The sequence below is a fragment of the Mesorhizobium sp. WSM4306 genome (genome assembly GCF_007003975.1).
In the GTDB taxonomy this organism is placed as follows: domain Bacteria; phylum Pseudomonadota; class Alphaproteobacteria; order Rhizobiales; family Rhizobiaceae; genus Mesorhizobium.
This window is the reverse complement of sequence record NZ_VFTC01000024.1, coordinates 1-25,286: the sequence shown is the minus strand read 5'-3', so window position 1 is coordinate 25,286 and position 25,286 is coordinate 1. Positions and strand designations below refer to the sequence as shown.

Genomic DNA, 25,286 nt, shown 5'->3' with positions numbered 1-25,286 from the left:
GTCACCAGCTTCCCGAGGAGCCGCCGCCGCCGGACGAACCGCCACCGCCTGAAAAGCCGCCACCACCGCTTGAACCCGACGACCAGCTGCCACCGGAACTGCCTGAAGACCAGCCGCTGCTGGATGACCGCCGGCTCGGCTCGAATGTCATGCCCAGCCAGCGGTAGCGGCCGGGGCCAAGTTTCTTGCCGAAGATCGGCGGCAGGATGGAGGCCGCCATGCTGCCGAAGAAGATGATCGCCCAGATGCTGATGAAGACCGTGAAGAACAGATTGTCCATGTCGATGGGCGGTTGCTCATTGCGCTTTCCGCGCGCCTCCAGTTCTTCCGGATTGCCTTCCAGCACCATCACCATGTCGTCGACGGCTTTGGAAATCCCGCCGGGGAAGTCGCCGGCGCGGAAGGCCGGCACCATGTCGTTTTCGATGATCAGTTTCGTGTGCAGGTCGGTCAGCGTGCCTTCCAGCCCATAGCCGACCTCGATGCGCATCTTGCGGTCATTCGGCGCCACCAGCAGCAGTACGCCATTGTTTTCCTTCGCCTGGCCGAGCTTCCAGAAGCGGAACAGCCGGTTGGCATAGGGTTCGATCTCCTCGCCGTCGAGGCTGGGGATGGTGGCGACGACGATCTGGTCGGAACCCTTGGCCTCGAAGTCGGCGAGTTTTTGGGTCAGTGCAGCTTTTGTGCCGGAATCGATGATGCCGGCATTGTCGACGACGCGGCCGGTCAGCGCCGGGAGGTCGGCTGCGAAGGCGGTGAGGGGGAGGAAGAGCACGAAAAGCAGGACGAGAAGGGTAGCGCTCTGTCGCGCCCCCCTCTGTCCTGCCGGACATCTCCCCCACAAGGGGGGAGATTGGCGGTTCAGCCGCCAGCCCCCGCTTTCAGCCGTTGGTGATTGGCGAAGGCCAACGCGACATCCAATCTCCCCCCTTGTGGGGGAGATGTCCGGCAGGACAGAGGGGGGCGCGAAGGAGCGCAAAGCTGGCAGGCTCTGTAAACCAGCTCGCCGCTCACCCGCCCTGCTTTGTCCCGAAATCCACCTTCGGCGGCTGCATCTTGTCTTCGTCGACGGTGAAGTTGGCGAAGGGCTCGTTGCCGCGGAACCAGAAGGTTGCCCACAGCACCGAGGGGAAGGTCCTCAGAGTCAGATTGTAGTCCTTGACCGCCAGGATGTAGTCGCGCCGCGCCACCGCAATGCGGTTCTCGGTGCCTTCGAGCTGCGCCTGCAGCGCCAGGAAATTCTGGTTGGCCTTGAGGTCGGGATAGGCCTCCGACACCGCGATCAGCCGCGACAGCGCACTGGTAAGCCCCGCCTGCGCATCCTGGAACTTCTTGAGGGCTTCGGGATCCTTCAGCGTTTCCGGCGTCACCGTGATCTGCGTCGCCTTGGCGCGCGCTTCGACCACCGCATCGAGCGTGTCCTTCTCATGCGCCGCATAGCCCTTGACCGTCTCGACCAGGTTCGGGATCAGGTCGGAGCGGCGCTGGTACTGGTTCAGCACCTCGCTCCAGGCTGCCCTGGCGTTTTCCTCCGCCGTCGGGATGGTGTTGTAGCCGCAGCCGGCAAGCAGCGGCAGCACAATGGCCATCATCAACACGGCCGGCAGGCTGGGGAAGGGGAAGGCAAGGCGCTGGGCAAACATGGTGTGGTCCCTCGACAGAAGTTGCAGGCGAAGCATTAGCACAATCCGCGCTCAAGAAAATGTCTGCGGCTGGCGCGCACGCACGCGCCCGCGAGGCCCTGTGATTGCCCGCACGAACACGGTATGCTCGCCAGCAAACAGGACAGGATCATGGCGGAACGCCGCGACGATGACAGCGAATCGCGCCGCATTATCGAGCGCGTTGCAAACGAGAGCGGCCCAGGCGGCACGTCGTTCATCGCGCGGGCCGCCAAAGACGCGCGCGATCACGTCACCGCCGCCGAGGCCGACCGCTCCGATCCGATCGAGGTCTGGGGCACCCGCATCGGTCGCACACTGGGGCTCATCGTCGCCATCGGCCTTTTGATCTGGCTCGTGTACTACGTCTCCCGGGGCAGCTAGGAATTTCATGAACAGCGAAAAGTCAGACGCGCCGCGCGCGGTCATCGTCATTTCCAGCCATGTCGCCCGCGGCTCGGTCGGCAACCGCGCCGCCGTGTTCGCGCTGGAGACGCTGGGCTTCCCGGTGTGGGCGGTGCCGACGATCACCCTGCCCTGGCACCCCGGCCATGGCCGTGCCACGCGCATCGTACCGCCGCTCGACCAGTTCAAGGCGCTGATGGCCGATCTCGAGCGCGCGCCCTGGCTGGGTGAGGTTGGCGCCGTGCTGTCGGGTTATCTCGGCGAGGCCGGCCAGGCCGAGGCCATCGTCTCGCTGGTGTCAGCGGTCAAGGCCAAGACGCCGGACGCGGTCTATATATGCGACCCGGTGATGGGCGATTCCGGCGGGCTCTACGTGCCGGAGCCGACGGCCGCCGCCATGCGCGACCGGCTGATGCCGATCGCGGATATCGCCACCCCCAACCGCTTCGAGCTGGAGTGGATGGCCGGCGCGCCTTTGCCCGATCTGAAATCGGTCATTGCAGCTGCCCTCCATGCCGGCCCAAGAACCATGCTGGTAACGTCGGCGCCATCGATGATGACCGGCGGTACCGGCAATCTGCTGCTCGATGCCAGCCAGGCGCTGCTGGCCGAACACCGCCTGATCGACAAGCCACCGAACGGGCTGGGCGACCTGACGGCCGCCGTCTACCTCGCCCGCATCCTGTCGGGACAGCCGCCGATCAAAGCGCTGCAGTCGACGACGGCGGCGGTCTACGAGATCCTGGCGCGCACCGCCAAACGCGGCGGCGACGAATTGCAGCTCGAAACCGATGCGCAAAGCCTGTCGCACCCGATGGCGATGGTGCAACTGCGCCATCTCACACACCCAGGGCGGGACCGCCGGGCGTGACATCCGGTGTGCTCGCCGGCGTCGACGGCTGCAAGGCCGGCTGGATCGCCGTCCGCCGCGATCCGGACACTGAGTCCTCGGTGACTGTCTTTCCAAGCTTCGCAGAACTGCTCGACGCCTTGCCGACCGATACGATCGTGGCTGTCGACATGCCGATCGGCCTGCCTGACTTCTCGCAGAGAGGCGGGCGCGGACCGGAAGCACTGGTGCGGTCGCTGCTCGGGCAACGCCAGTCCAGCGTCTTCTCTATCCCTTCCCGCGCTGCCCTTTACGCCGACATCAGCGACTTCACCACGGTTGAGGCCTGGTATGAAGCGCATCGCCGCGCCAGCGACGTGGCCAAGACGACCTCCGACCCGCCGCGCGGCGTCTCGATCCAGGCTTTCGGCATCTTTGCCAAGATCCGCGAGATCGACGCGCTGCTGATTGCGCGCCCCGAGCTGCGCACCCGCGTCTACGAATCGCATCCGGAAGTCGCCTTCTGCCGGCTGAACGGCGAAAACCCGATGACGCTGCCGAAGAAGATCAAGGGCGTCGTCAATCCGGCTGGCATGGAAGAGCGCAAGGCGCTGCTGTGCCGGCATGGCTATGTCAGAGCCTTTCTCGACCAGAAGCCGCCGACAGGGGCTGCCGCCGACGATTTCCTCGACGCGGCAGTGATGATGCTGATTGCCGGACGCATCGCCTGCGGCGAAGCAAGACCGTTTCCCGACCCACCACTTGCCGACCGTTTCGGCATTCCCGTCGCCATCTGGGCGTAAGGCAAGCCGCTAGCAATGCGCGCCGCATGACGATTTGCGACGGAGCCATCCGCAATTCGGCATTGCCCGCGACAGGCTTTTGCCGTTAGAGGCTTTCTCAACTGAAAAAGAGCTGCCGTCTCCAACCCGGAAAGGCTCCGTCCTCCGCCCATGCCCCACCTCCCCGACCACCTTCTCAACGGCTATCGCAACTTCATGAACGGCCGCTATCTCACCGAGAGCGGACGCTATCGTGAACTCGCCCGTGAGGGGCAGTCGCCCGAAACCATGATCGTTGCCTGCTGCGATTCCCGCGCCGCCCCCGAAGCGATCTTCGACGCCGGCCCCGGCGAACTCTTCGTGTTGCGCAATGTCGGCAATCTGGTGCCCCCCTATGCGCCGGATGGTGAGTTCCACTCGACCTCCGCCGCGCTCGAATTCGCCGTGCAGAGCCTGAAGGTGAAAAACATCGTGGTGATGGGCCATGGCCGCTGCGGCGGCATCCGCGCCGCGCTCGACCCCAATTCGGCGCCGCTGTCGCCCGGCGACTTTATCGGCAAATGGATGAGCCTGATCGCGCCGGCGGCCGAAACCGTATCGTCCAGCACCTTCATGACGGCGACCGAACGGCAGACGGCGCTGGAGCGCATCTCCGTCCGCTATTCGATTGCCAATCTCAGAACTTTCCCTTGCGTCTCGATCCTCGAAGGCAAGGGGCGGCTCGCCCTGCACGGCGCATGGTTCGACATTTCGACCGGCGAACTCTGGGTGATGAACAAGGACACCGGCGACTTCGAGCGGCCGGATTTGAGATAGATCGTGATCCCGAAAAGTGGGCACCGGTTTTCGGATAAGATCATGGTCAAATAAGAGGAGGCAGCCATGCGGAATCGCCATTCGATCGTTTTCGCCGTGGCGGCGCTGCTCTTCTCGCTCGCCCCTGCCCGCGCCGATGACGGCGCCATCATCGACCGCTGGTATTCGGCGCTGCTGGTCGCCGACCGCACCGAATTGTCGGACCTGCTCGCCGACGATGTCCGCATCAAGCTCGACGATCTCGGCGTCGTGCAGTCGAAGCAGGAATTCATCGCCTCGATCGACGAATGGAAAGGTGCGGTCGCCGGCGCCGCGATCCGCCATCGCATCGAAAAGACCGAGGCAGGCGTCACCACGGTCATCGCCTGCTACGATTTTCCCAACAATGACATGCTGATGCAGGAGACGGTTGCTGTCACCGGCAACCGCATCGCCGCCAGTTCGCAAGCGGCGATCGCGGAAAATTGCGACGGCTTCTGACGCCAGCTTGAACGGCCGCGCTGTTGCGCCGCGCCAGGCATCGCCCTACATCGGTCAGCAAGCCCCGCCAATCATCGAAAGATCCCCATGCCGTCCACGAAAACCGTCGACCTCGCCGCCCATCCGCTGACCAAATGGCAAGGGCCGCTCGGCCTGCCGGATTTCGCCAACATCGGCGACGGCGATTTCTCCGCAGTGTTCGACGCAGCGCTGAAGGCGCATGAGGCCGAGATCGACGCCATCGCCGGCAGCAAGGATACGCCCACCATCGAGAACACGCTGGCCGCACTGGAACTTGCCGGCGAGCCGCTCGACCATGTCTCGTCGATCTTCTGGTGCCGGGCCGGCGCCCACACCAACGACGCGATCCAGGCGCTGGAGCGCGAGATTTCGCCAAAAATGTCGAGGCACTTCTCGGCGATATCGATGAACGAGAAACTGTTTGCTCGCATCGACGATCTCTACCAGCGCCGGGACTCTCTGAAACTCGACGCCGAGACGCTGCGGGTGCTGGAAAAGACCTGGAAAGGTTTCGTCCGCTCGGGCGCCAAACTCGACGCCGACGGCAAGAAGCGTCTGGCCAACATCAGCGAGGAGCTGTCCTCGCTCGGCACCACTTTCGGCCAGAACGTGCTGGCCGACGAGCGCGACTGGGCCCTGTTCCTCGACGAGGCCGATCTTGCCGGCCTGCCGGACTTCGTGAAGAGCTCGATGGCCGAGGCCGCCGAGACGCGTGGCCAGAAAGGCCGTTACGCCGTCACTCTGTCGCGCTCGATCTACGAGCCGTTCACCACCTTTTCCGAACGCCGCGACCTGCGCGAGACCGCCTTCCGCGCCTTCACCATGCGCGGCCAGAATGGCGGCGCCAGCGACAACACCGCGGTGGTACGCGACATGCTGAAGCTGCGCGCCGAAAAGGCCAAGCTGCTCGGCTATGGCTCCTTCGCTGCACTGAAGCTCGACGACACCATGGCCAAGACGCCGAAGGCCGTGCACGATTTGCTCGACCCCGTGTGGGAGAAGGCTTTGGAAAAGGCCGCCGCCGACCAGAAGGAACTGGAACGGCTGGCGACCGAAGCCGGCAGCAACGAAAAATTCGACGCCTGGGACTGGCGCTTCTACCAGGAGAAATTGCGCACGGAAAAGTTCGCCTTCGACGAGGCGGAGCTGAAGCCGTATCTGCAGCTCGACCGCGTCATCGACGCCTGCTTCGACGTCGCGACCAAACTGTTCGGAATCACCTTCGAGGAGAAGAAGGGCATTGCCGCCTGGCATCCCGACGCACGCACCTTCGTGGTGAAGAATGCTGACGGCAGCGAACGCGGCCTGTTCCTGGCTGATTATTTTGCCCGGTCCTCGAAGCGTTCCGGCGCCTGGATGAGCGCGCTGAAATCCGGCTACACGCTTGGCGATGGCTCCAAGCCGGTCATCTACAACATCATGAACTTCGCCAAGCCGCCTGCAGGTGAAACAGCCCTGCTGTCGGTCGATGAGGCCAAGACGCTGTTTCATGAGTTCGGCCATGCCCTGCACGGCATGCTGACCGACGTCACCTGGCCGTCGGTGGCGGGCACTTCGGTTTCACGCGATTTCGTCGAACTGCCCTCGCAGCTCTACGAGCACTGGCTGACGGTGCCGGCGGTGCTGGAAAAGCACGCGCTGCATGTGAAGACCGGCAAGCCGATGCCGAAGGCGCTGCTCGACAAGATGCTGGCCGCCCGCACCTTCGGCGCCGGTTTCGCCACCGTCGAGTTCACCGCCTCGGCGCTGATCGACATGGCCTATCACGCGCGTTCGGATGCGCCTGACCAGCCGCTCCGATTCGAAGCCGAGACGCTTGAGAAGCTGCACATGCCCGACACCATCGCCATGCGTCACCGCACCCCGCATTTCGGCCACGTCTTCTCTGGCGACGGCTATTCAGCCGGCTACTATTCCTACATGTGGTCCGAAGTGCTCGACGCCGACGCCTTCGCCGCCTTCGAGGAAACCGGCGACCCTTTCAACCCGGCACTGGCCGAGCGGTTGCGGAAGAACATCTACGCCGCCGGCGGGTCGAAGGATCCGGAGGAGCTGTACACCGCGTTCCGTGGCAAGATGCCTTCGCCGGAAGCGATGATGGTGAAGCGGGGACTGGTGTAGCGCTGCGTACTCTCCCCCCTCGAGGGGGAGATGGCCGCAAAGCGGCCAGAGGGGGTCAGTCCGACCGGGCTCGACCTCCGGCGGCAGATGGAGGCTAGCGCTTCACGCGCAAGGACCCCCTCTGTCGCCTTCGGCGACATCTCCCCCCCAAGGGGGGAGATTACACCGCCCAAGGATCCTTGACCCTTGGCCACACCGGCCGCGTCAGCTTCCTGTAGTCCGTCACCGCCGGATTGCTCGGATACGAACTCGGTGCCGACAGATAAATAATCTCCGCCGCGATCGGCTCAAAGCCGGCGTAGAAATGGTTGGTCGACTTGATCAGCAAAATGGCCTTGCTCATCGGATCGACGCCGATGTTGGAGAAAATATCCGGCTCGAAGGTCTGTGTGCGGTTGGTGTTGAGGATGATATCGACCGCGGTGCCCTCGATGCGCACCAGCGCCGTCGGCCCGAGCGTCACCCGGCTCGGCCCAAAGCTCTGCCAGCCCTCCGGAACCGCCTTCAGCACCCGCACCTTCGCGTCGATCGGTTCGCCGGCCAGCGGACCGGCCTTGCCGCCGAAGCGCAGGTCGATGACGGCGCCTTCGCCCGCCGCCTGGCAGAAGGTGACCGCGATCGGGTCCCAGATCGTCGCCACGCCGACATTGTCGATGCCGCGTGCCAGCATGGCGCGCAGCACGACGGTGCCGTCGCCGGCGACGCCGCCGCCGGGATTGTCCCATATGTCCGCGATGACCACCGGTCTGTCCGGGTTTTCCTTGCGCACGGCCAGCGCCCGTTCGATGCCGTCCGCGGTGTTCAGCATCGTCATCGCCGTCTTCTCGCGCATGGCATAGAGCTCGCGCCCCAGCCTCTCCGCCAGCGCATCGCCCTTGGCCTTGTCATTGTCGGTGACGACGAGGATGCGGGTGCCCATTTCCGGCACGTCGGCCGCCATGAAGCCGTGGATGACCGAGACCGACAGCACGCCATCCTTGCCGTGCAGCGCCTTGATGCGGTCGACGAAGGAGCGCATCGGCTCACGGCTGGTCGGCAGAACCTGGATCATGCGGCAGTCGAAGGTCGAGATAGCAGGCTTGATCTCGCCGCGCGCGGCAGCCAACCCGAGCTCGACGACATGCTCGCCGCGCTCGTAGAAATCGGTGTGCGGGAATTCGAGGAAGTAGGCCATGATGTTTGACGCCGCGACGCGCTTCGGCGTCAGATGGCTGTGCGGATCGAGCTCCACCGCGATCACTACATCCGGCCCGACCATCGCGCGGACTCGTTCCAGCAGATCGCCTTCGCAATCGTCATAGCCTTGCGCGACCATGGCGCCATGCAGGCCGAGAATGACGGCGTCGACCGGCAACGCTGCCTGCAACTGACCGAGGATCTCGTCGCGCAGCGCCTCGTAGGTCTGCCGCTGCACCAGGCCGCCCGGCTCCGCCCAGGTGGCGGTGCCCTCGATGACGGTCAGCCCATCCTTGGCTGCACGCCGGCGCAGCGCGACCATTGGCGACGAGCACAAGGTCGGCGTGTCCGGATGTTTTCCCGGACCGGCATAGAACGCCATCTCGAACGACGCCCGATCGGTCGGCACCGGTGAGAAGGTGTTGGTTTCCGTCGCCAGCGAGGCGGTAAAGATGCGCATGGAAGCTCCGTAAGAAGGCTATTTGACCGCCCCGAGCGCCAGCCCCCGGACGAGATAGCGCTGCAGCCAGATGAACAGGATCGCCACCGGCAGCGTCGCCAGCAGCGTCGCCGCCATCACATGGTGCCATTCGATCGTATAGCGGCCGGCGACCAGCGAGAACACCTGGATCGGCAGCGTGTAGCTTTCCTGGCTGCGCAGCATGGTGAGTGCGACGACGAACTCGTTCCAGGCATTGATGAAGGTGAAGATGGCGGTGACCGCGATCGCCGGCAGGCAGAGCGGCAGGAACACTTTTCGCAAGGTCAGCCAGCGGCCGGCGCCTTCCATCCAGGCGGCTTCCTCGAGATCGCGCGGGATGGTGTCGAAATAGCTCTGCAGCATCCATACCGTGAAGGCAACGTTGAAGGCCATGTAGATGACGCCGAGCGCGGTGGTCGATTCGATCAGCCCCCAGGCGGCCATCAGCCGGAACAGGCCGAGCACCAGCACGATCGGCGAGATCATCTGCGAGATCAGCAGGAACTGGCGGAAGGCGCCATAGCCGGCAAAACGAAACCGCGACATGGCGTAGGCGGCCGGCACCGAGATCAGGATTGCGCCGACCGTCGCGATGACAGAGACATAGAGCGAATTGGCCAGCGCCTGGCCAAAGCCGGTCGCCACCCACATGTCGGCAAAATTCGACCAGCGGAATTCGCTCGGCCACCATGTCGGCGACAGCACTTCCTGTCGTGGCTTGACCGCGGTCAGGAACATCACGGCAAAGGGAAAGATCGTCACCACCAGCAGCGGCGAAAGCAGCAGCCAGGCAATGATGGTGCGCTTCAGCTTTGGCGTCATGTGCGTTGCTCCCGCATCGCCAGGCGCACATAAATCATGGTGAAAATCAAAAGGATGGCGAACATCAGCAGCGACACCGCCGACGCTTCTCCCAGCTTGCCGATGCGGAAAGCCAGTTTGTAGAGATGGGTGACCAATATGTCGGTCGAGTTGGCCGGCCCGCCTTGGGTCATCACCCAGATGATCGGGAACGAGTTGAAGACGTAGATCGTGTTGAGCACGATGGCGATGTTGATGAACGGTTTCAGCAGCGGAAAGGTGATCTCGCGGAATTGCTGCAGCGGCGTCGCACCCTCCAGCGCCGCCGCCTCGTAGAGATCGTCGGGGATCGACGACAGGCCGCCGAGGAAGATCGTCGTCGTGAACGGCACCGTCACCAATATGCCGATCAGCACCTGCATCGGGAATGCCGTCTCGGCGCGCGCCAGCCATTGGATGTTCTCATGGATCAGGCCGAGCCCGATCAGCGCCGAGTTCAGCATGCCGCTTTCGCCGTTGAGCGCCCAGCGCCAGACCACCGCCGTCATCGTCAGCGACACTGCCCAGGGCAGCATGATGATGACGCGGGCAATGCCGCGGCCGTAGAAATCGGTGTTGAGGATCATCGCCACAGGAACCGACAACAGCAGCGCGCCGCCGACCACCAGCACGGTCCACAGGCCGGTGCGCCAGAGCGCTGCCAGGAAATCGGGATCGGCGAGGAAGGCGGCGTAGTTGGCGAAATTGTTGAAGTCGCGCAGCTGGCCGAAGCGGCTGACATCATGCGTCGAGATCTGGATCAGGTCCCAGACCGGCCAGAAGATGACGACCGCGGCCAGCAACAGGCTGGGCAAGGTCAAGAGATAGGGCAAGAAACGATTTTGCATCGGCCGGTTTCGTACCCGTTGAACATCAGTAGCGCTGGCGTGCCAGCTCGGATCAGTCTCGCATATCGTTCTGGAGCAGCGCTCCAGGATTTGAGTTTCCTGCAGACGTTTGCGCTGCCCCTCACCTGCCCGTCCTCCGCAGCGGTTGCGGAAGGGAGCCCTTCCTCTCCCCCGTCGATCGGGGGAGAGGTGTCGAGCGAAGCTCGACGGAGTGGGGGGGTCGACCCTTGGGCGCAGGGCGAGGCGATGCTTGCGCCTAGTGCCGGTCCTATCTCGTTCGCAGCGGTTGCCAAGTGGTTCCCCCACTCCGTCTCGGCTTCGCCGAGCCACCTCTCCCCCCTCCGGAGGGAGAGGAAAAGAGCCCGGCTGGGGCAGCGCTGACATCGACGAACTATCTTACTGCTCAAGTCTGCAAGATGTGGCGCGCCCCGATCTCTAGGGGCGCGCCGGGCGCAGGGAGATACGCCCTATTTCTTCAGCACCGCGTTGGCCTTATCAGCCGCTTCCTTCAGGCCTGCCTCGGGGTCACCGCCAAGATAGATCTTCTGCATGGCATCCGAGGTGATCTGGGCGACTTCTTCCCAGCCCGGGATGACGGGCGCGAAGCGGGCGTCGGGCAACAACGCCGTGAAGGCGGCGAGATCGGCATTGTTGACATAATAATCCATCTTGGCCTCTTCCTTGTTCACCGGCAGGAAGCCTTCCCCTTGCGTGAACTTGGCGCGCTGCTCGGTGGTGAACAGGAAGTCGAGCAGCTTCCACGCCTCATCCTTGTTCTTGGAGTTCTTGAACATGATGATGGAATCGGTGACGCCGTAGGTGCCACGCGCACCTGTCGGACCGGCCGGAATGGCGGCAACGCCATATTTCAGGTTCGGCGCCTCGTCCTTGATCTGGTTGGACAGGAAGGGCGCGGTGATCATCATGCCGACCTTGCCCTGTTTGAACAGGTTCTGCACGTCTTCGCGGTTGTTGGAGGTGACGCCCGGTTCCGTCAGGCCCTCGTCGATCATCGACTTGTAGAGCTTGGCGGCTTCGAGCGCGCCCGGTGTGCCGAGGCCGGACGTGCCGTCCTTGTTGAGGATCTCGGTGCCTTGCGACCACATCGCATAGTAGTAGTAGACGTCGGTCTCGATCTCCTTGCCCTGCAGGCCGAAACCGAACGTGCCGGAGCCCAGCGCCTTGATCTTGCGCGCATCTTCCTGCAGTTCGGTCCAGGTTGCCGGCGGATTGGCGATGCCGGCCTTCTCGAACAATTCCTTGTTGTAGTACATCGCCCGCGCCGAAGCGGCGATCGGCAGGCCGTAGGTCTTGCCGTCCATGATCGAGGGCGACAGGAAGGTGTCGATGAAGCGGTCCTTGAAGTCAGGCTTGATGTAGCCGTCGAGCGGCTCGGCGACATCCTGCTGGACGAAATCGATCAGCCAGCGCGTGCCTATGATCGACAGATCCGCATTGGTGCCGCCGGTGATGTCGGTGGTGAGCTTCTGCAGCAGCACTTCCCATGGCACCACTTCGAACTTGACTGTGATGCCGGGGTTGGCGGCTTCGAATTCCTTTTTCACCGCTTCGAAATACGGCCCGGTCTTGGCGCTGTATTCGGCGACGGTGACGCGCACTTCGCCGGCGTCCGCCTGCGCCGTCATCGCCAGCATGCTCATTCCGGCCATCAGCCCTATGGTCCATTTCGCAAGCGTCATATGATCTCTCCCATTGATTGGCGCCTGCGCACCTGCGGCTTTCAGGCGGCCTCGGCTTTATGTGACTTTCCTACATTATCTATCATTTGCCGCTGCGCAAGCAGATTATCCTGTTGCTTAATTACATTTCTTAAAATAGCGTTTTGCGACTATCGTGGACCCGAGGAGACGCGCAGGGTGGATTCAAAGGCCGAATTTGCAGGCAAGACTGTGCTGGTAACCGGCGCCGGCGGCGGCCTCGGCTCGGCCATCGTGACGCTGCTGGCCGAGCGCGGCGCGCGGGTCGTCGGCTGCGACCAGTCGGAAGATCAACTCGGCAGTCCGCATCTGGCGTCGCGCCACGTCTTCGACCTGCTCGACCGGGCTTCCATCGAGGCGGCGATACCAGCGATCCTCGAGAAAGACGGCGTCCCCGACATCCTGATCAACAATGCCGGCTGGACGCGCGCCGAGACGCTTGCGGCGTTGACCCCCGACAGAATAGAGCACGAACTCGACCTCAATCTGACCGGGGTGATGCTGTTCGCCGATCCGCTGATCAAGGCGATGGCCGCGCGTGGTTCGGGCAACGTGGTTTTCATCTCCTCGGTCAATGCGATTTCCCATTTCGGCAACCCCGCCTATGCGGCGGCGAAGGCCGGCATCAACGCCTATGCGAAATCGGTCGCGGTTGAGCTCGGACGCAGCGGCCTGCGCGCCAATGTCGTCTGCCCCGGCTCGATCCGCACCGCCGCCTGGGACCATCGCCTGGCCAAGAACCCTGATATTCTGGGGAAGCTGCAGCGGCTCTATCCGCTCGGCCGCATTGTCGATGCCGCGGAAGTGGCCGAGGCGGTGGCCTTCCTCGCCTCGGAACGCGCATCGGGGATAACAGGCGCGGTGGTGCCGGTCGACGCCGGACTGACCGCCGGTTTCCTGCCCTTCATCGACGATATCTTGGGAGCCTGACCATGACCGACGTCGAGTTCCGCGACCTGTCGAAATCCTTCGGACGTCACAAGATCCTCGAAAACATCAGCCTCGACATCAAAAGCGGCGAATTCGTCGTGCTGGTCGGTCCCTCCGGCTGCGGCAAGTCGACCTTGCTGCGCATGCTGGCCGGGCTGGAGCCGATCACTTCGGGCGACCTGCTGATCGGCGGCGTGCGCGCCAACGATTTGCCGCCGCAGCAGCGCAACATTGCGATGGTCTTTCAATCCTATGCGCTGTTCCCGCACCTGAAGGCGGCGGACAATATCGGCTTCGGTCCAAAGATTCGCGGCGAGGCGCGCCCTGCCATCGATGAGAAGGTCAAAAAGGCATCGGGCATCCTCAACCTGTTCTCCTATCTCGACCGCTACCCCCGGGAGCTGTCGGGCGGCCAGCGCCAGCGTGTCGCCATGGGCCGTGCCATCGTGCGCGAGCCCTCGGTGTTCCTGTTCGACGAGCCGCTCAGCAATCTCGACGCGCAATTGCGCGTGCAGATGCGCACCGAAATCAAGGCGCTGCACCAGCGGCTGAAATCGACCATCGTCTATGTCACCCACGACCAGATCGAAGCCATGACCATGGCCGACCGCATCGTGGTAATGGACCGCGGCAAGATCCAGCAGGTCGGCGCGCCGCTGGAGCTCTATGACCGTCCCGCCAACAAATTCGTCGCCTCCTTCATCGGCTCGCCGTCGATGAGCTTCGTGTCCGGCGCGCTGAAGACCACGCCCGAGAAAAGCTGGTTCGAGTCGGCCGGCGGCGGGCGACTGGCGCTCGACGGCAAGACGGTGCCGGCAGGCAGCACTGTCGAGGCCGGCATCCGGCCCGAACACTTCATCATCGGCGAGGCTACCGACGCCATGGCGATCAAGGTCGATGTCGTCGAACCGACGGGCTCGGAAACCCATGTCTATGGCGCCATCGGTGCCGACACCGTGCGCGCCGTGTTCCGCGACCGGATACAGGTCAAGCCGGGTGAAATGCTGCCGGTCTCCGTCGCGCCGGGCAACATCCATCTGTTCGACAAGGCCACGGGCCTGCCGCTATGAAAGCGCCGGTATGAAAACGAAAATCCAGAGATGAAGACGACAACCCAGAGATGAAAACGCCGGCCGACATCATCACGCGGCTGCAGCTGATGTTGCAGGATGGTACGAAATCGGACCGCCGGCTGGCCGGCCTCGTGCTGACCGATCTCGACTTCGCCTCCAAGGCGGCCATCTCCGAGATCGCCGCGCGTGTCGGCGTCAGCGAGCCGACGGTCACCCGCTTCTGCCGCAATCTCGGCTGCGAGGGCTTGCGCGACTTCAAATTCTATCTGGCGCAGGCCATCGCCATTGGCGGCCAGTATCTGTCGCCCGAGCCGCTCAGCCGCGATGCGCGCGAGCAGCGCATCGCCTCGGCCATCACCGAAGCGGCGATAGCCGCCATCCAGCGCGCCTCAGAAAACCTCGACATGAAGACGCTGGTGGGCGTCGCCGCGCGCATCGTCAATTCAGGCAATGTGCTGTGCATCGGCTCCGGCGGCATTTCCTCGATGATGGCGACGGAAATGCAGAACCGGCTGTTTCGGCTGGGTGTGCCGGTGCTGGCGCAGATCGACGGGCAATTGCAGCGCATGTATGCCGCGGTCGCCACATCGGAGACGACGCTGATTGCCTTTTCGGTGTCCGGCTATGCGCGCTCGGTCATCGATGCGGTCCAGGTTGCCCAGCAATATGGCGCGACCACAATCGCCATCACCCCGCCGGACTCAGCCCTTGCCAAGGCCGCCGACACGGTCATTCAGTTCCAGTCGCTGGAAGACGGCAACATCTACAAGCCGACCTCATCGCGTTATGCGCTGCTGTCGATCGTCGACATGATCGTCACATCTGTCGCCGAGACGCGCGGACCCAGGGTTCTCGAAAACCTGCGCCGCATCAAGCAGAGCGTGAACACGCTGAAGGTCGATGATCCGAAGCTGCCGCTGGGGGATTGAGAGCGACGCGGAAGCTGCCAATCTCCCTCCTCGTGGGGGTTGAGGAGCGGTCCGCATAGCGGACGCAAAGCCAATTGCTTGGCTTTGCGAGCAACGAAAGCCGGCAGGACAGAGGGGGCGCTGACCCGCCGACAGATCAAGGGTGTACATGCCGCAACGCTGGATCTTCGATCAGCCGCTGAGCGTTTCAACGCGCAGCGCCAGCACAGCCGGATCACCCGCGACACGCAGTGTCTTCAACCGTGAAGTACCTCCACCGACAACCGACACGGTAGATGCAGGCACATCGAGCGCCTTACCAATCAGCCGCTCTAGCGCGGCGTTGGCCGCACCATTCTCCGGCACGGCGCGCACGCGCGCCTTCAAATAGCTTCGCCCGTCCGCCGATATTTCGACGCCTTCAAGCCTGTCCGCGGAAGACTTCGGCGTCAGCCGGACGAACAGGTCGATGCCATTCTCGCGGGTACGAAAAGGCGCGCTCAAGCGATCTTCGACCTCACAGGACCAGCGGCGCTATCGTGGTGAGAATGAGCTGCCTGAGGAAGAACAGGAGCAAAAGCAGGATGATCGGCGAGATGTCGACACCGCCAAGGTCGGGCATGAACCGACGGATCGGCCGCAGCGCCGGCTCGGTCAGCCGGTAGAGCATGTTGCCGATGCTGCCGACGAACTGATTGCGCGAGTTGACGACGTTGAAGGCATAAAGCCAGGAAAAGATCGCTGAGGCGATGATGACCCACCAGTAGAGGTCGAGCGCCATGACGATTGTTTGAATGAGGGCGAGCATGCCGGTCTCCAATTGTTGCCGACATGTAGCCATTGCGCACGAAACCGGCAAGGGCCGCCTTCTGCCGCACGAGGTGGGCAAAGGCCGCCCCTTTTGGTGTTTCGGCAAAACCGCGCCTTGACAGGAAACCGCAGCCTTCGATAAATGCGCCATCCGCTGGACGGGGCTGTAGCTCAGCTGGGAGAGCGCGTCGTTCGCAATGACGAGGTCAGGAGTTCGATCCTCCTCAGCTCCACCAGCGGAATTCCTCAACTACTAGCAATCGTTGCGTAATCCACGCGCGGTCTTGGGTATCCCCATTTCCGTCCCCACTTTCGAGGTTTGTGGCGGGGGTCGAACCGAGTCTCTGCGGTGGGAGATCCTGAGAATCTTCGTGGTGATCGCTCACCCTGGTTCGGCTGAGGGAATTGTCGTTTCATATTAATTGTGACTAATATGCCTCATTGGTCGGAAGTGGGCGACATGGCACCTGTGAATTCGGGGGCACCTGTGAATTCGGGGGATGGTGGGAGATGCAAATTTTCTCCTCCGCCATTTTAAGCGCGGGACTGTTAAGAATACTGGTGATCGCAGGCCAGCCTGTTCAAGACAGTTCTGATGCCGAGGATTTTTGCTTCTGCGAAATTCGTGAGAAATTGTTTCTTGAAGACTCAACCGACGAAGTCGATGTCGCGATCGTTCTTGCGGCCGATATGTCCGGCTCCATCAACGACACCGAGGCTGCTTTACAACGCGAGAGCTACGCATCTGCGTTGGAATCGGCGGACGTGCTGAAGGTGATCAAAGAGGGTATGCACGGCAGGATCGCTGTCACGTTCGTTGAATGGTCGAGCTTCGGCTCCTTGGAAACTCGGGTGGACTGGGCCATTCTGTCCGACGCAAATGACGCTTCTTTTATCGCAGAAGCCATTCGGAGAAAGTCGGAAAGGGAGCGCTCTGCTCCGCACGGCTCGAAAACATCGATCTCATACGCCATCGATGTATCTGTTGTTGCCCTTGACAAACTTCCTGTCCCAACATTGCGCAGGATCATCGATATTTCAGGCGACGGAACAAACAATGACGGATCTTCACTTGAGGACAGCCGCCGGAGAGCGCTTCAGAAAGCAATCGTCATCAACGGCCTACCAATTGGCGCTGAAGTTGAAAACGGCGAGACGACTACGGAATATTATGAACGGCACGTTATCGGAGGGCCCGGCTCGTTTGTCATTCCGGCCAACAGCTCCGCTGAATTTCACTGGGCGATAATCAACAAGCTAGTGCGAGAATTGAGCTCTATCTCCGGTGAGGCGCGTTCTTAGTAGCGCTAATGGCAGTCAGGTACGCCCCAAGAGTTCCTTGATGCCCGCGCCGCTCGGCGAGCCGCTTACGACGAAGAGCACCGTCTAGAGATAGAAGCGACCGACCAACCGCCGGCCGCGCCAGTTTACGCTGCCCATGACTATCCACTCGTTTCAGCTGACCTGAATCACAGGCCAGTCCGCGCCACGATCTTCATAAGGGCAGAGAGCGGTGAGGCAAGAGCCGATCGCCACAGCTCACTCTCTTTCCGTCTTCAGCCCGCTCACCAGCGTGTCGACGAAACCCAGCAGCTCGCTTTCGAGGTCGGTGGGCGCGAGGCCGATGAACCGGTCTTCGAGCGAGATGGCGACGATGCCGTGCACTGCGGAAAACAACGTGCGGGCGCGGGCCAGCAGGTCCGGCGTGTCCAGCGCCGGGAGCAGTTGGGCAAGCGGCTCGACCAGGTGCTGGATCAGCACCGCATGTTCGGCCAGGTGCCATTCGGGCACCGCCACGCCTGGCGCCATGCGGTGTTCGAACAGCGCCTTCCACGCCATACGGTTGTCGCGGGCGAAGCCGAGATAGGCCTTGGCCAGCGCCTTCAGCCTCGACCTTGGCTCTGCGGCGCCCGTCGCCTCCTGTTGCAAGGCCTCTCCCAGCCGCGCCAGCGTAATCGAATTGACGTGCAGGATGAGCTCGTCGAGGTCGGCGAAGGCGGTATAGAGCGCGCCCAGAGCGCAGCCGGCATCGGCCGTGATGTCGCGTGCGCGCAGGCCGGCGAGACCGGAGGCTTGAATGCGCGCTTGCGCGGCCTCGATCAGCCTGCCCCTGAGATCCTCGCGTTTGGCGTCCCGTTTTGCCGTCATTAACCTTCCCTATACGAAATTGATGAACACCGTTCATTTTGCTCTTGAACGCTGTTCACAATGTGTTACGTTGCATTCGTGAACAACGTTCATAGAGGAGAAACGGGAATGTTGAAACAGTTTTTTGCTCTCGTCCGCGGTCGCAGCTACGAAGCCGCCGAGGTGGTCGCCGACCGCAACGCGCTGGTGATCCTGCGCCAGCAGATCCGCGATTGCGCCGACGCCATCGCCGCTGCCCGCCGCGCGGTCGCAATTGCCATCGCCCAGAACGAACAGGAAGTCGCGCAGTTCAAGAAACTGGTCGTCCGCATCGACGATTTGGAGAAGCGCACCATCGCCGCGATCGAGCAGGGACAAAATGAACTGGCCCGCGAGGCGGCGGAAACCATCGCCATGCTGGAAGCCGAACGCGATGCCTCCAGCGAGGCGCAAAAGAGCTTCAGCACCGAGATCGAACGGCTGAAGCGGATTATTCGCGTCTCCGAAATGCGCCTGCGCGAATTGCAGCGCGGCCAGCGCATCGTTGCCGCCGTCGACTCGACCCAGCGTCTGCGCGAAAGCGCTCCGGGCTCCAGCCTGTCGGCGCTCAAGGACGCCGAGGAGACGCTGCTGCGCCTGCGCACACGGCAAAAGCAGATCGACGCCACCGCGGCTGCCATGGCCGAGATGGAGCAGTCGGGCGATCCGGCCGCGGTCTCAGAGAAGCTCGCGGCCGCAGGCTGCGGCGCACCGCTGAGGAGCAGCGCCGACGCCGTGCTCGAACGGCTGACGAAGACGATGACCAAGCCGGCCTGATTGTATCCAGCCTGAAACAGATCAACACCCAACCAACCTAACCCTGAAACGAAAGGACTATACCGATGACCCCCAACACCTACGCACCCAAGGACACAGCCGCCTGGAAGACCTTCACCATGGCCAGTTTCGTCGTTGCCGCTGCGATGATGGCAGGCGGCATCTACTTCATGGAAGCAAGTTTCGCCGCAAAGGGCTTTTATGCCATGGCCGCCATCATGCTCGTGCACACCTCGATCACCATCACCAAGACGCTGCGCGACTCGGAAGAGTCCAGCCGCTTCATCAACCGGCTTGAAGACGCCAAGACCGAGAAGCTGTTGATGGAAGTCAGCCGCAGTAACGAAGTGTAACCGGGTTCCCGCTAAAACAAGGCTCAAACCGCGCAAGACCGCTGATCAATCCAACCAGGATTTCAATGGTCTTGCCCAATGGAAGTCGCCGCTATGGAAATCGCCCCGATCAACCGTCCGACAGCTCATCTGATGACGTCCCGGCGCTTTGCGCCCTTGTTCTGGACGCAGTTCCTGTCCGCCTTCAACGACAATTTCCTGAAGAACACGCTGGTGTTTCTTATTCTGTTCACGCTGGCGGCGGACCAGGCGGCGTCTCTGGTCACTCTGGCGGGCGCCGTCTTCATGGCCCCCTTCCTGTTCCTGTCCGCGCTTGGCGGCGAGATCGCCGATCGCTTCGACAAGGCCCTCATCGCCAAACGTCTGAAATTCGCCGAGATCGCCGCCGCGGGTGTCTCCGTCGTCGGCATCGCGCTGTCGTCCATTCCCGTGCTGATGGTGGCGCTGCTGATGTTCGGCATCATCTCGGCGCTGTTCGGGCCGATCAAATACGGCATCCTGCCCGATCACCTTGAGCGCAAGGAACTGCCCAAGGCCAACGCCTGGATCGAGTCCGCCACCTTTGCCGCCATCCTCGGTGGCACCATTGCCGGTGGCGTCGTTTCCGCCGATGGCATCGGCGTCGCGGTCTTCGGACCGATCATGATGGCCTTGGCCGTCGGCTGCTGGCTCGTCAGCCGCTACATCCCGTCCACCGGTTCGGCGGCGCCCGACCTCGTCATCGACAAGAACATCTTCCGCTCGACCTGGCGTCAGGTCGCAGAATTGCGCACCGACATGCGCATCTGGCGCGCCGGTCTGATGACGTCCTGGTTCTGGCTGATCGGCGCCATCGTGCTTTCGATCCTGCCGACCCTGATCAAGGATTCGCTCGGCGGCAACGAGATGGCGGTCACCGTCTATCTCGCGGTCTTCGCCGTCTCGATCGCCATCGGCTCGGCCATCGCCGCCTGGATGTCGCAGGGCCGCATCGTGCTGTTGCCGGCACCGGTCGGCACGGCGCTGCTGGCGCTGTTCGGCCTGCATCTCGCCTGGACGATCTCCAGCATGACGCCTTCGCCCCTGGCGGAAACCCTTGGCGCATTCTTCGCTGGCCCGAACACGATCCGGGTTGCCATCGACCTCGCCGGCATGGCCATTGCAGCCGCCTTCCTGGTGGTGCCGACCTTTGCCGCCGTGCAGGCCTGGTCGCCCGAGGCACGCCGCGCCCGTGTCGTCGCTGCCGTCAGCATCGTCAATGCCGGCTTCATGACGGTCGGTGGTATTGTTGTCGCCGTGATCCAGACGAAAGTCTCTACCGGTGGCATTCTGTTCGGCCTCGCCGCGGCCAATGCGATTGCTGCCTGGCTGATGTTGAAATTCCTGCCGACCAACCCCTTCCGCGATTTCGTCTCCATCCTGTTCCGCGCCTTCCTGCGCCTGGAGGTCGAGGGCATGGACAACCTCAAGGCAGCCGGCAAGGCGCCGATCCTGGCGCTCAACCATGTGAGCTTCCTCGACGGTCCGCTGGCGCTGACGCTGACCGATGAGGAGCCGGTCTTCGCCATCGACTACTTCATCGCCCAGGCGTGGTGGATGAAGCCGTTCATGAAACTTGCCCGCGCCTTGCCGCTCAACCCGGCCAAGCCGATGTCGACGCGTACGCTGATCAAGGTCGTGCAGGGTGGCGACCCGCTCGTCATCTTCCCCGAGGGCCGCATCACCGTCACCGGTGGCCTGATGAAGGTCTATGACGGCGCCGCCATGGTCGCCGACAAGACCGGCTCGATGGTTGTGCCGGTGCGTATCGACGGGCTGGAGAAGACCTACTTCTCGCGGCTGAGCTCGCAGCATGTCCGCCGCCGTCTGTTCCCGAAGGTCAAGGTGACCATTCTGGAACCGGTGAAGCTCGAAGTGCCGCAGGAACTGAAGGGCCGCAAGCGCCGCGCCGCGGCAGGCTCCGCCCTCTATCAGGTGATGTCGGATCTCGTCTTCCGCACCCAGGACATCGACAAGACCGTGCTGGAAAAGATCATCCAGACAGCCAACGAACGCGGCTTGAAACAGCTCGCCGTCGAGGATCCGGTCACCGGTTCGCTCAGCTACGGCAAGCTTTTGACGGCCGTTGCCGTTCTCGGCGAGAAGTTCCAGAACATGTATGCCGACCAGCAGACGCTGGGCATCATGCTGCCCAATGCCAACGGCGCCTGCGCAGCCCTGCTCGGCGTCATGTCGGCGGGCAAGGTGCCGGCGATGATGAACTTCACCGCGGGTGCCGCCAACATACTCTCTGCCTGCAAAGCGGCTGAAGTCCGGACCGTGCTGACCTCCCGCGCGTTCGTCGAACAGGCAAAGCTCGGCGCTGTGGTCGAGGAACTCGGCCGCTCGGTCGACATCGTCTGGCTCGACGATCTCAGGAAGACCATCGGTCTCAAGGACAAGCTGCTTGGCCTGCTGCGCAAGTCGACGCCGCGCGCGAAGCGCTTGCCGGACGATCCGGCGGTGATCCTGTTCACCTCGGGTTCGGAAGGCACGCCCAAGGGCGTCGTGCTGACCCATCGCAACATCCTGGCCAATGCCGCCCAAGCGGCGTCGCGCATCGATTTCCATTCGGGAGACAAGGTGTTCAACGTGCTGCCGATCTTCCATTCCTTCGGCATGACCGCGGGCACGGTGCTGCCGCTGATCTCGGGCGTGCCGGTGTACTTCTACCCCTCGCCGCTGCACTACCGCATCGTGCCGGAACTGATCTACGCCTCGAACGCGACCATCATTTTCGGCACCGACACCTTCCTCTCCGGCTATGCGCGCACCGCGCATCCTTACGACTTCCGCTCGATACGCTATTGTTTTGCCGGCGCAGAACCGGTCAAGGCAGCAACGCGCATGACCTATATGGAGAAGTTCGGCGTGCGCATCCTCGAGGGCTACGGCGTCACCGAGACGGCGCCAGTGATCTCGATCAACACGCCGATGTACAATCGCTCCGGAACCGTCGGCAAGATCATGCCCGGCATGGAATATCGCCTCGACCCGGTGCCTGGCGTCGACGACGGCGGACGGTTGTTCGTACGCGGACCCAATGTCATGGCCGGCTATCTCCGGGCCGAGAAGCCCGGCGTGCTCGAACCGCTTGAGGATGGCTGGCATGATACAGGCGACGTCGTCGCCATTGACGAGGGCGGCTTCATCACCATTCGCGGCCGCGCCAAGCGCTTCGCCAAGATCGGCGGCGAGATGATCTCGCTGGCGGCGGTGGAAGCGCTGGCCGGCGAATTGTGGAAGGGCTCGCTGTCGGCGGTCGCGACCGTGCCGGATGCACGCAAGGGTGAAAAGCTGATCCTCATCACCGAGGCACCCGGCGCCACCCGCGCGGACTTCCTGGCCTTCGCCAAGGCCAATGGCGCCATGGACCTGATGGTGCCGGCCGAAGTGCGGGTCGTCTCAAAGGTGCCGGTGCTCGGCTCCGGCAAGCTCGACTTCGCCGCCGTCACCAAAATGGTACGCGACGAAGAAGCCATGAAGACCAAGGCCGCCTGATCGAATGCATCTTGATAGCTGAACGGGTCGGCACAAAACGGGAAAGCAGCGCGTTGTCCATCATGCCTTGGTCTCCCGCTGCGAGATCAGCATCGCCATGCGCTGGACGGCGCGCAGTTCCATCTCCAGCCCCGGCGACGAAGCCAGCGCCGGCATATTGAGCGCCACCAATGTCAGCGGCTCGAGCGTCGCCAGCAGCACATGCGTCGCCTCATATTTCTCGAACAGCCAGGCCAGCTGCTCGCGTATATCCTGGTCGACCGGCGCATCTAGCTTCATATCGGCGACCGAGCGCACCGGCTCCTGTTCCAGCGCCCGCGCCAACACCTTGAGGTCGAAATCGCCGAGGTCGGCGGCCGGCAGGATCAAGGCGCCGTCGACGAGGATATGGTGCTGCAGCCCGCGCAGGAAGCGCGCGGAATCGGTGAGGTCGCCCTCGGCCATATGCTTCAGCAGCGAGTCGCGGCGTTTTTCGGCGGTGAGGCTGACGCTGTCATTGTAGATCACCGCCAGCAGCGTCGCCGAAAGCACGATCACCACGCCCTGCACGCTGCCGCGCCAGCCGAGATCGTCGATGCCGCCCAGCGCCAGGCCGGCAAACACCGAGCTCAGCGCGATGACGGCGAAGGCGCCGATCGTGTCGCGATGGCCGAGGCTCGCCCGCCCAAGCCCGATCGTCAGCCAGCACAGGAACAGGATGGCGATGCCGCCAAGACGCACCGGCACCTCGAACAGGCCGGGCCGGTAGTCGGTGACCATGAACGGAAGGATCAAGAGCAGCGACAGCGCCATGCGCTCCACCGTGCGGTTTTCGGCCGCCGACAGGCTGTCGCGGTCGCGCGTCATCACCAGCCAGCCAATGGCGAGAAAGCCACCGAACTGGAAGGCCAGAAGCATCGCCATCCGCCATGGCTCGGCAAAGCGTTCCGGGATCAGCGCCAGCAGGAAGAACAGCGCAGCACCGCCGGCGGCGAAGACTTTGAGCGCGAACGGCGCGTGCCGGCGCAGCAGGCCCTCGGTCAAAAGCAGCGCCGCCAGCGGCAGCAGGCCGGCCGCCGCGATGGTGACGAAGCGAAACAGCGCAAAGCCCGTGGTCCAGTCGAGAATGCGGCAGGCGAGCAGCACCGCCAGCACCCGCAAGCCAAACAGGAAGCGCCGCGACAGCGGATCGCCGGTATCGCGTCCGCCGACCACCGAAATGACGATCAGCAGCCCGGCCAGCGCCGCCAGCGAGGTGATGGTGTCGGCAATGACGGTATTGTCGAAACTCATCGCCCTGAAACCGGATGCAAGGCTGCGCCGGGCCCGTTCGCCAACCCGATGGCGCGGAACGTCTCATCGATGACCGCGGGCGTCAGCGTGTCCATGGTCGCAACACATTCCATTGGCGGCTGGAATCGGCCCAGTGCACCACCGGCAGCACCAGCCGCTGCAGCGTGGCGGCGGCACCCGCCACCGCCAAAGCGGCCAGCGAGCCGCGCGGCACTGCGTCGGCGAGATAGGTGCGCGCCGCCTGGAAATTCATCTGGCTGATCTGCAGCACGTCGTCGCCGCGCCCATAGTCGAGCTCCTTGCGGCAGAATTCGTTAAAGGCCTCGTCGCGATGCTTGGCCGCCTCGTCGAAACTCTTCTTCAAATCGTCCGAACCGCCCGTATAGGCATTGGTGATGACGAAGCGTTCCTCGTCGAAACCGGCTTCGGGTCCGACGCCGAAGACATGGCGGTGGCGCGCCATGATCTGCCGCGCCAAAAGCACATGGGTCAGCGAGCGCCGCGCGCCGGCATGCGGTCCCGGAAAGACATTGGTGAAGGCTTCGGCGACCATGCCGACGACGGCCGGCACCTGGGTGACGTTGGAGATCCAGATCGGCCTGAGCTGATTGCGCAGGAACATCAGGAAGCAGGTCAAGCCGTAGAGGATCCAACTGAGGCCCCGGCTGCGTTCGTCCGGATCGACCATGACGAGGCCCAGATGCAGCACCTCATAGGGCTTGCCGGCCAACGTGACTTCCATCAACGCCAGCGCGTTGAAGGCGATCGGCCGCCCGTCGCTGCGCCTGTAGACAATGGTGATGATGGAATGCTCCAGCCGGCTGCGGTCACCGGAAAACACGCCATAGGTCAGGCTGCCCGCCTTCAGCGCCTTCGACGCCACCAGCCGCAGATCGCTGCTCAACTGCTCCAGATCGGCCGCCTTCATCCAACGCCCGGGCCGCTCGACGACGCGCGTCTCGTAGCCGTCGGACACGCGCATGCGCACATCCATGAACCGACCCGGCAGCAACTGCAGAACCGCCTTGAGCAAGATTGTTTGTCCCCTGGGCTCTGACGCCTAATCTATCATGGCCGCGTCAGCCTAAGGTGCGGTAAACCCGAAGACGACAACGCCTGGTTGGTCGCAACAAGGTAAAAGAATAGCTGCAATACCGGCATTCCGATGGCGGCATACTTTCGGCTGTCGCAAGAACTGCGGCGCTCAGCATCCGAGATTGCTCCGGTTTAACCGACCGATTTCCGATCAATGCTGCTGGTGAACAGTCGACCCCCACTCCGTCGAGCTTCGCTCGACACC

Annotated in this window: 24 protein-coding genes and 1 tRNA gene; 14 read left to right on the top strand and 11 right to left on the bottom strand. The window is 63.1% G+C overall.

What is annotated here, in order from left to right:
- Position 1 precedes the first annotated feature (1 nt).
- Positions 2–784 (bottom strand): YgcG family protein, encoded by a 783-nt coding sequence (locus FJV77_RS24000; RefSeq protein ID WP_246691373.1) that lies wholly within the window; start codon positions 782–784, stop codon positions 2–4.
- Between the two features lie 226 nt (positions 785–1,010).
- Positions 1,011–1,643 carry a LemA family protein gene (locus tag FJV77_RS23990; protein ID WP_142869147.1) on the bottom strand — a complete coding sequence of 211 codons (633 nt, stop codon included), beginning with the start codon at positions 1,641–1,643 and terminating at the stop codon, positions 1,011–1,013.
- 150 nt (positions 1,644–1,793) lie between these two features.
- Between FJV77_RS23990 and FJV77_RS23985 the strand changes: the two genes are divergently transcribed.
- The 6 genes from FJV77_RS23985 to FJV77_RS23960 all read left to right on the top strand — a co-directional run bounded on the left by FJV77_RS23985 (position 1,794) and on the right by FJV77_RS23960 (position 7,115).
- Positions 1,794–2,045: a hypothetical protein gene (locus tag FJV77_RS23985; protein WP_142869076.1), complete on the top strand. Its 252-nt coding sequence runs from the start codon at positions 1,794–1,796 to the stop codon at positions 2,043–2,045.
- Positions 2,046–2,052: 7 nt separating this feature from the next.
- Positions 2,053–2,937, top strand: coding sequence for a pyridoxal kinase PdxY (pdxY, locus tag FJV77_RS23980; protein WP_142869075.1), 885 nt, complete (start codon positions 2,053–2,055; stop codon positions 2,935–2,937).
- Positions 2,934–3,698 carry a DUF429 domain-containing protein gene (locus FJV77_RS23975; RefSeq protein WP_142869074.1) on the top strand — a complete coding sequence of 255 codons (765 nt, stop codon included), beginning with the start codon at positions 2,934–2,936 and terminating at the stop codon, positions 3,696–3,698. Before pdxY ends, FJV77_RS23975 begins: the two co-directional genes overlap by 4 nt.
- Positions 3,699–3,848: 150 nt before the next feature.
- The gene (locus FJV77_RS23970) at positions 3,849–4,493 is read left to right on the top strand and encodes a carbonic anhydrase (RefSeq protein WP_142869073.1); all 645 of its coding nucleotides are present in this window, start codon (positions 3,849–3,851) and stop codon (positions 4,491–4,493) included.
- Positions 4,494–4,559: 66 nt separating this feature from the next.
- The gene (locus FJV77_RS23965; protein ID WP_142869072.1) at positions 4,560–4,973 is read left to right on the top strand and encodes a nuclear transport factor 2 family protein; all 414 of its coding nucleotides are present in this window, start codon (positions 4,560–4,562) and stop codon (positions 4,971–4,973) included.
- Between the two features lie 87 nt (positions 4,974–5,060).
- Positions 5,061–7,115, top strand: a complete 2,055-nt coding sequence (locus FJV77_RS23960) for a M3 family metallopeptidase (protein ID WP_142869071.1) — start codon at positions 5,061–5,063, stop codon at positions 7,113–7,115.
- A gap of 160 nt (positions 7,116–7,275) precedes the next feature.
- Here FJV77_RS23960 and FJV77_RS23955 read toward each other — a convergent pair whose 3' ends face one another.
- From FJV77_RS23955 to FJV77_RS23935, 4 genes are all read right to left on the bottom strand, one after another.
- Positions 7,276–8,751: a M81 family metallopeptidase gene (locus tag FJV77_RS23955; RefSeq protein ID WP_142869070.1), complete on the bottom strand. Its 1,476-nt coding sequence runs from the start codon at positions 8,749–8,751 to the stop codon at positions 7,276–7,278.
- A gap of 18 nt (positions 8,752–8,769) precedes the next feature.
- A complete protein-coding gene (locus FJV77_RS23950; protein ID WP_142869069.1) occupies positions 8,770–9,594 on the bottom strand; it encodes a carbohydrate ABC transporter permease in 825 nt (274 codons plus the stop codon).
- Positions 9,591–10,460 carry a sugar ABC transporter permease gene (locus tag FJV77_RS23945; RefSeq protein WP_142869068.1) on the bottom strand — a complete coding sequence of 290 codons (870 nt, stop codon included), beginning with the start codon at positions 10,458–10,460 and terminating at the stop codon, positions 9,591–9,593. Before FJV77_RS23945 ends, FJV77_RS23950 begins: the two co-directional genes overlap by 4 nt.
- 467 nt (positions 10,461–10,927) lie before the next feature.
- Complete coding sequence (locus tag FJV77_RS23935) at positions 10,928–12,160, bottom strand: sugar ABC transporter substrate-binding protein (protein WP_142869066.1); 1,233 nt, start codon at positions 12,158–12,160, stop codon at positions 10,928–10,930.
- 177 nt (positions 12,161–12,337) lie between these two features.
- Between FJV77_RS23935 and FJV77_RS23930 the strand changes: the two genes are divergently transcribed.
- The 3 genes from FJV77_RS23930 to FJV77_RS23920 are packed head-to-tail and all read left to right on the top strand — an operon-like array spanning position 12,338 to position 15,110.
- On the top strand, positions 12,338–13,108 hold the full coding sequence (locus FJV77_RS23930) for an SDR family oxidoreductase (RefSeq protein ID WP_185970408.1): 771 nt from the start codon (positions 12,338–12,340) through the stop codon (positions 13,106–13,108).
- Between the two features lie 2 nt (positions 13,109–13,110).
- A complete protein-coding gene (ugpC, locus tag FJV77_RS23925) occupies positions 13,111–14,178 on the top strand; it encodes a sn-glycerol-3-phosphate ABC transporter ATP-binding protein UgpC (RefSeq protein WP_142869064.1) in 1,068 nt (355 codons plus the stop codon).
- A gap of 50 nt (positions 14,179–14,228) precedes the next feature.
- Positions 14,229–15,110: a MurR/RpiR family transcriptional regulator gene (locus tag FJV77_RS23920; protein WP_112561284.1), complete on the top strand. Its 882-nt coding sequence runs from the start codon at positions 14,229–14,231 to the stop codon at positions 15,108–15,110.
- Positions 15,111–15,281: 171 nt separating this feature from the next.
- On the opposite strand, the gene FJV77_RS23915 is transcribed toward FJV77_RS23920, so the two are convergent.
- Complete coding sequence (locus tag FJV77_RS23915) at positions 15,282–15,593, bottom strand: DUF167 family protein (RefSeq protein ID WP_142869063.1); 312 nt, start codon at positions 15,591–15,593, stop codon at positions 15,282–15,284.
- A 13-nt stretch (positions 15,594–15,606) separates the two neighbouring features.
- Complete coding sequence (locus FJV77_RS23910; protein WP_023668602.1) at positions 15,607–15,897, bottom strand: YggT family protein; 291 nt, start codon at positions 15,895–15,897, stop codon at positions 15,607–15,609.
- Between the two features lie 162 nt (positions 15,898–16,059).
- On the opposite strand from FJV77_RS23910, the gene FJV77_RS23905 reads away from it, so the two are divergent.
- A tRNA-Ala gene (locus FJV77_RS23905) sits at positions 16,060–16,135 on the top strand.
- 274 nt (positions 16,136–16,409) lie between these two features.
- Complete coding sequence (locus tag FJV77_RS23900; RefSeq protein ID WP_142869062.1) at positions 16,410–17,201, top strand: DUF1194 domain-containing protein; 792 nt, start codon at positions 16,410–16,412, stop codon at positions 17,199–17,201.
- Positions 17,202–17,438: 237 nt separating this feature from the next.
- On the opposite strand, the gene FJV77_RS23895 is transcribed toward FJV77_RS23900, so the two are convergent.
- Positions 17,439–18,047 carry a TetR/AcrR family transcriptional regulator gene (locus FJV77_RS23895; RefSeq protein ID WP_142869061.1) on the bottom strand — a complete coding sequence of 203 codons (609 nt, stop codon included), beginning with the start codon at positions 18,045–18,047 and terminating at the stop codon, positions 17,439–17,441.
- 108 nt (positions 18,048–18,155) lie between these two features.
- Here FJV77_RS23895 and FJV77_RS23890 point away from each other — a divergent pair, with 108 nt between their 5' ends.
- The 3 genes from FJV77_RS23890 to FJV77_RS23880 all read left to right on the top strand — a co-directional run bounded on the left by FJV77_RS23890 (position 18,156) and on the right by FJV77_RS23880 (position 22,714).
- Positions 18,156–18,842, top strand: a complete 687-nt coding sequence (locus FJV77_RS23890) for a PspA/IM30 family protein (protein WP_142869060.1) — start codon at positions 18,156–18,158, stop codon at positions 18,840–18,842.
- Positions 18,843–18,907: 65 nt separating this feature from the next.
- Complete coding sequence (locus tag FJV77_RS23885; RefSeq protein ID WP_142869059.1) at positions 18,908–19,195, top strand: YiaA/YiaB family inner membrane protein; 288 nt, start codon at positions 18,908–18,910, stop codon at positions 19,193–19,195.
- A gap of 93 nt (positions 19,196–19,288) precedes the next feature.
- The gene (locus tag FJV77_RS23880; RefSeq protein ID WP_246691370.1) at positions 19,289–22,714 is read left to right on the top strand and encodes an acyl-[ACP]--phospholipid O-acyltransferase; all 3,426 of its coding nucleotides are present in this window, start codon (positions 19,289–19,291) and stop codon (positions 22,712–22,714) included.
- 60 nt (positions 22,715–22,774) lie between these two features.
- On the opposite strand, the gene FJV77_RS23875 is transcribed toward FJV77_RS23880, so the two are convergent.
- The gene (locus FJV77_RS23875; RefSeq protein WP_142869058.1) at positions 22,775–23,986 is read right to left on the bottom strand and encodes a hypothetical protein; all 1,212 of its coding nucleotides are present in this window, start codon (positions 23,984–23,986) and stop codon (positions 22,775–22,777) included.
- A gap of 82 nt (positions 23,987–24,068) precedes the next feature.
- Positions 24,069–25,019: a hypothetical protein gene (locus FJV77_RS23870; RefSeq protein ID WP_210246568.1), complete on the bottom strand. Its 951-nt coding sequence runs from the start codon at positions 25,017–25,019 to the stop codon at positions 24,069–24,071.
- Positions 25,020–25,286: the final 267 nt, after the last annotated feature.